This is a genomic window from Mesorhizobium sp. M2A.F.Ca.ET.067.02.1.1 (assembly GCF_004023285.1).
In the GTDB taxonomy this organism is placed as follows: Bacteria; Pseudomonadota; Alphaproteobacteria; order Rhizobiales; family Rhizobiaceae; genus Mesorhizobium.
This window is the reverse complement of the sequence record NZ_RZSB01000462.1, coordinates 1-4,872: the sequence shown is the minus strand read 5'-3', so window position 1 is coordinate 4,872 and position 4,872 is coordinate 1. Positions and strand designations below refer to the sequence as shown.

Below are 4,872 nucleotides of genomic sequence, written 5' to 3'. Positions count from 1 at the left end.
GTCCGAGCCTGGACAAGACCCCCGCGCCATCGGCACCTGCGAGATCCTGTGGAACCTGATGGATTTCACGCCGGAAGGCCGGCCGGACTGGGATGAGCAGCTGCAATATGCCGGGCAGGCGGCTGCTACGCACTGCCACTGATGGCGAGGGCGGGCGTTCTGCCAGTCGGCCTTTTCAGGCAACCCCAACGCGGATGCCGCGTTGGGGAAGGCGGAGGGGCTGTTCGGATCGGAGTTTTGAGATGAAAACGCTGCTGCCCCTGGTCGCCGTCGCGCTTCTTGCCGGCATGCCCGCTGCGTTCACCCAATCGAACGACACCAATACGGATGCCGTGGGACCGATGGTGACCCAGAATAAGGTCGACACCCAGACTTTCGTCACGACCGTGCCCAACGCCAACGCATTCGAGATCCAGTCGAGCAAGCTGGCTGAGGAGAAGTCGGCGTCGGCCGACGTCAAGGCTTTCGCCGCCGATATGATCAAGGATCACACAAAGGCCGGCGAGGATTTCAAGGCCGCGCTCAGTCAGGGCCAGACCACCGCGTCGATCAAGCCCGCCGGCCCGGGGCTGCAGCCGAAGGAGCAGCAGATGCTCGATGAGCTGAAGGCCGCCAGCGGCAAGGATTTCGACGCCAAATACATCAAGATGCAGACCGATGCGCATAAGGATGCGGTTGCGCTGTTTTCCACCTACGCCAATTCCGGCGACGACCCGGCGCTGAAGGAATTCGCCAAGAAGACCCTGCCGGTGCTCAAGATGCACGAAAAGCATGCGAAGGAACTGGCGGTCGCGCATCAGTGAGGGGTTTGGGCGAAGCTAATCGGCCAGTGCCGGTGCGAGGCCCCCCTCTCTGTCCTGCCGGACTGTCCGGCCCTTCGCTGTCGCTCAGGGCTTTCGTCGCTCGGAAAGCCAAGCAATTGGCTTTCCGTCCGCTGCGCGGACCGCTCCTCAACCCCCTCAAGGGGGGAGATCAGCTGTCACGCCGGCTTTCGCCAATCTCCAACGTTGCAGGAAGGGCGAGGCGCCGAAGCTGCCAATCTCCCCCCTTGAGGGGGAGATGTCCGGCAGGACAGAGAGGGGGGGCGAAGGAACGCTACGCTGGGCACTTTCCACCGGCAAATGCCGAACCGCCCGCCCACAAGGGGGGAAGGGGGGGCTGGCGTTCCCTCGCTGCCGCGATAAGCTCCCTCGCAAATCAGGGAGGACCACCATGGACAAGGAAGTCATCGAAGTGCCGGTGATGTCGGCAAAGGTGCGCGCGCTCGGGCTGCCGTGCTCGACGGCGGTGCGGGCCAACGGCTTCGTATTCATCTCGGCGACGCCGCCGGCCGACATGGTGACCGGCGAGATGGTGCGCGGCGACATCGAAACCCAGACCGAGGCTTCGCTGAAGGCGCTCAAACACTGCCTGGAAGCGGCCGGCACCTCGCTGGACAAGGTGGTGATGGTGCGCATCTACGCCGTCAATTCCGGCTTCTACAATGCCATCAACCGGGTCTATGCGAAGTACTTTGCGACCAACCCGCCAGCGCGCAGTTTCGTGCCGGTGGCGTCTTGGCCGATGGAGTTCGATATTGAGATTGAGTGTGTGGCGGTGGCGTGAGCTCGTAGTCCTCGCGGCTAGCGATAAGCAATATTGAACATCCTTGGTTTGATGTATTGTCGCATCTGATTTGACGTCTTGCGGTGGCATCTGACTGTCATCGGAATTGCAACCCTTCGGAAAAGAGTAGAAATATGTCTCTTGAAATTCAGTTGGAGAGAGCTCAGCGCCAAGTTAGAACTGACTCGCTCAGTATGTCTATCGGTGAGCTTGCCAGTATGTATGAAAATAAAGAATTGACCATAAATCCGGTATTTCAAAGGTTGTTCAGGTGGGAGCAGCATCAAAAATCAAAACTTGTCGAATCGATACTTCTCGGTATTCCGATACCTCCGATATTTCTTTTTGAGACAAAGATAGGAAGCTGGGAGCTTATAGACGGCCTTCAGAGGATATCTACGATATTTGAGTTCATGGGCGTCCTCAGAGACGCCAAGACATGGAAATTGCAACCTCCCTCGCATATGACGTCTACCATATATCTTCCTTCTTTTGACAACGTCGTTTGGACGGAATCCGACCGAATTCGCGATGTTGCCGTTGGGGACCAACAGGAATTGCCGAGACCTATGCAATTTGAATTTAAGAGAGCTCGTCTCAATCTCCAAATTTTAAAACGGCCGAGCGACGCGCACACTAAGTACGATCTGTTCCAAAGGCTTAACAGCGGTGGATCGATAGCAACCCCGCAAGAGATTAGAAATTGCGCTGTCATTATGGCAAGCGAGGAATTTTTTCACGTTCTTGAGGATATGTCTCAACTGGATAGCTTCCGACGGGTAAGCCGAATAACAGGAGCGGGCAGAAAGATTCAAAAGCCTATGGAGTTTGTTACGAGATTTGTTGGATTTTTGAGAGATAATTTTGACCCGTCTTTCGACGTGGAAGAATATATTGATAAGAAGATTATTTATATCGCCGATAGTGATGACTCTATTGGAGAAGTGACGTCGACTTTTAATAACACTTTCGACTTACTATTCGAGGCTGCGGGCAATGACGCGTTGCGTCGGTACGATCCTGTCAAACAAACGTTCACAGGTCAGGTAGGCCAAGTTGCGCTTGAGTCTGTTGCAATAGGTGTGGCCCGCAACCTTGATTCGATACTAAAAAGGCCCAATCCAGTCGCGTTTGTACTCGACCGAATTAAAGGCTTCTGGGCGCAACCTGAAGTATCTGAGTTTTCGAAAGCCGGAGTTTCGGGTAGTCGTAGACTTCAATCGACATTGCCATTTGGTGCACTGTTTTTCCGGCCATAGTTGGTTTTTAGATCATGAGCAAATTCGTATCAGAAGATACATTTAGCTCCTATGTTACTGAGGATTTCAATTGGCGCCTTAAGGAGATAAGTGATCTTAGAAAGGTAACGTCTACCGTTGGCGGTGGTTACGACGTTGCACTTAGGAAAGCTGGTATTGCCTTGCTCTATGCGCATTGGGAAGGCTACGTTAAATTTGTGGGGGAAGCTTACGTAAGTACGTCGCCGTCAGGAAAATGAAGATGTCTTTGCTGGTTGACGAATTCCTGGCGGCAGAAATCGGCGGAATCCTTCGCAAATACGCTACCGCCTCTGGGGATCTGAGTAGTCGGTTGGCGTTGATTTCTGACTGGAAAGCGCTGGAGAATGGCCAGTTTCGCAATTTCAAGGATAGAGGGATCGCAACCGGCGGCAACCTCAACTATGAGAGACTTTCTGAAATTTGTAAGCTAATCAAAATTGATCCAAAGAAAGTTGTACCGGATCCGGACTATTTAGATAAGAACGTTTTGGGCGTCAGAAATAAGATTGCTCATGGCGAGTCTATCACGGTGACAAAAGACGAGTTCATATTGTCGTCAGACTTCATCATTGAGGCAATGAGAGGATTTAGGTCTGAGACGGAGTATTGCGTGATAAACAAATCCTATTTGAGGTTATAATTCTCCAGGTTCAACATTTAACTAAAATACTCCTGCAGCGGCCGTACCTCCAGGTTCCCCGCCCGCAGTGCCGCAATCGCTTCCGCCACCGCAGCCGCGCCCGACAGCGTCGTGTAATACGGCACTTTCTGCATCAGCGTCGCGCGCCTTAGCGACTTCGAGTCCGACACCGCCTTCTGGCCGTCGGTGGTGTTGAAGACGATCTGGACCTGGCGGTTGCGGATGGCGTCCTCGATGTGGGGGCGGCCTTCCAGCACCTTGTTGATCTTCTCGGCCGTCACGCCGTTCTCGGCGAGGAAGCGGGCGGTGCCGGAGGTGGCGAGCACCTTGAAACCCTGTTCCGCCAAACGCTTGACCGCCGGCAGGATGCCCTTCTTGTCCTCGTCGCGGACCGAGACGAACAGCGTGCCGGAGCGGGGCAGGTCGACATTGGCGCCGAGTTGGCTCTTGGCGAAGGCCAGCGCAAAGTCGCGGTCGAGGCCCATGACTTCGCCGGTCGAGCGCATCTCCGGGCCGAGCAATATGTCGACGCCGGGGAAGCGGGCGAAGGGGAAGACGGCTTCCTTGACCGCGATGTGGCCGGGATTGCGCGGGTCGGGCATGGCGCCGTAATGGGCGAAGGCGTTCTCCAGCGTCTCGCCGGCCATGATGCGTGCGGCGATCTTCGCAATGGGACGGCCTATGGTCTTGGCGACGAAGGGCACGGTGCGCGAGGCGCGCGGGTTGACCTCCAGCACATAGACCGTGCCGTCCTGGATGGCGTATTGCACGTTCATCAGGCCGCCGACATTGAGCGCGCGGGCGAGCGCCGCGGTCTGGCGTTCCAGCTCGTCGACCAAGTCCGGGTGCAGCGAATGCGTCGGCAGCGAGCAGGCGCTATCGCCCGAATGGATACCGGCCTCCTCGATATGCTCCAGAATGCCGGAGACAAAGGTCTCCTTGCCGTCGCAGAGGCAGTCGACGTCGACCTCAATGGCGCCCGAAAGATAGGTGTCGAACAGCAGCGGGTTCTTGCCGAGCAGCGTGTTGATCTGGCCGGTCTTGTCGTTGGGGTATTTCTGCTTGATGTCCTCCGGCACAAGGCCGGGCACGGTGTCGAGCAGGTAGGTCTGCAGCATGCTTTCATCATGGATGATCTGCATGGCGCGGCCGCCGAGCACATAGGACGGGCGCACCACCAGCGGGAAGCCGAGCTCGCCGGCGACGAGGCGCGCCTGCTCGACCGAATAGGCGATGCCGTTCTTCGGCTGGGTGAGGTTGAGCTTGTGCAGCAGCTTCTGGAAGCGGTCGCGGTCCTCGGCGAGGTCGATCATGTCGGGCGAGGTGCCGAGGATCGGGATGCCGGCC

General features: G+C 56.6%; 4 protein-coding genes and 2 pseudogenes. 5 read left to right on the top strand and 1 reads right to left on the bottom strand.

Annotation, left to right across the window (positions count from 1 at the left end):
• The 5 genes and pseudogenes from EOA28_RS40425 to EOA28_RS40965 all read left to right on the top strand — a co-directional run.
• Positions 1-142, top strand: a pseudogene (locus tag EOA28_RS40425) (DUF899 family protein); the annotation flags it as partial.
• 100 nt (positions 143-242) lie between these two features.
• Positions 243-803, top strand: a complete 561-nt coding sequence (locus tag EOA28_RS25075) for a DUF4142 domain-containing protein (protein WP_128315397.1) — start codon at positions 243-245, stop codon at positions 801-803.
• A 409-nt stretch (positions 804-1,212) separates the two neighbouring features.
• Positions 1,213-1,605: a RidA family protein gene (locus tag EOA28_RS25070; protein WP_127251253.1), complete on the top strand. Its 393-nt coding sequence runs from the start codon at positions 1,213-1,215 to the stop codon at positions 1,603-1,605.
• A gap of 134 nt (positions 1,606-1,739) precedes the next feature.
• Positions 1,740-2,864, top strand: a complete 1,125-nt coding sequence (locus EOA28_RS25065) for a DUF262 domain-containing protein (RefSeq protein ID WP_128315396.1) — start codon at positions 1,740-1,742, stop codon at positions 2,862-2,864.
• Positions 2,865-3,099: 235 nt separating this feature from the next.
• Positions 3,100-3,525, top strand: coding sequence for an MAE_28990/MAE_18760 family HEPN-like nuclease (locus tag EOA28_RS40965; protein WP_348527551.1), 426 nt, complete (start codon positions 3,100-3,102; stop codon positions 3,523-3,525).
• A 17-nt stretch (positions 3,526-3,542) separates the two neighbouring features.
• Here the strand turns inward: EOA28_RS40965 and EOA28_RS25055 are convergent.
• Positions 3,543-4,872, bottom strand: a pseudogene (locus EOA28_RS25055) (carbamoyl phosphate synthase large subunit); the annotation flags it as partial.

What these genes read in the sequence shown, in the direction of transcription:
- EOA28_RS25065 (WP_128315396.1), top strand. Translation starts at nt 1,740, where the DNA reads ATGTCTCTTGAAATTCAGTTGGAGAGAGCTCAGCGCCAAGTTAGAACT.
- EOA28_RS25070 (WP_127251253.1), top strand. Translation starts at nt 1,213, where the DNA reads ATGGACAAGGAAGTCATCGAAGTGCCGGTGATGTCGGCAAAGGTGCGC.
- EOA28_RS40965 (WP_348527551.1), top strand. Translation starts at nt 3,100, where the DNA reads ATGAAGATGTCTTTGCTGGTTGACGAATTCCTGGCGGCAGAAATCGGC.
- EOA28_RS25075 (WP_128315397.1), top strand. Translation starts at nt 243, where the DNA reads ATGAAAACGCTGCTGCCCCTGGTCGCCGTCGCGCTTCTTGCCGGCATG.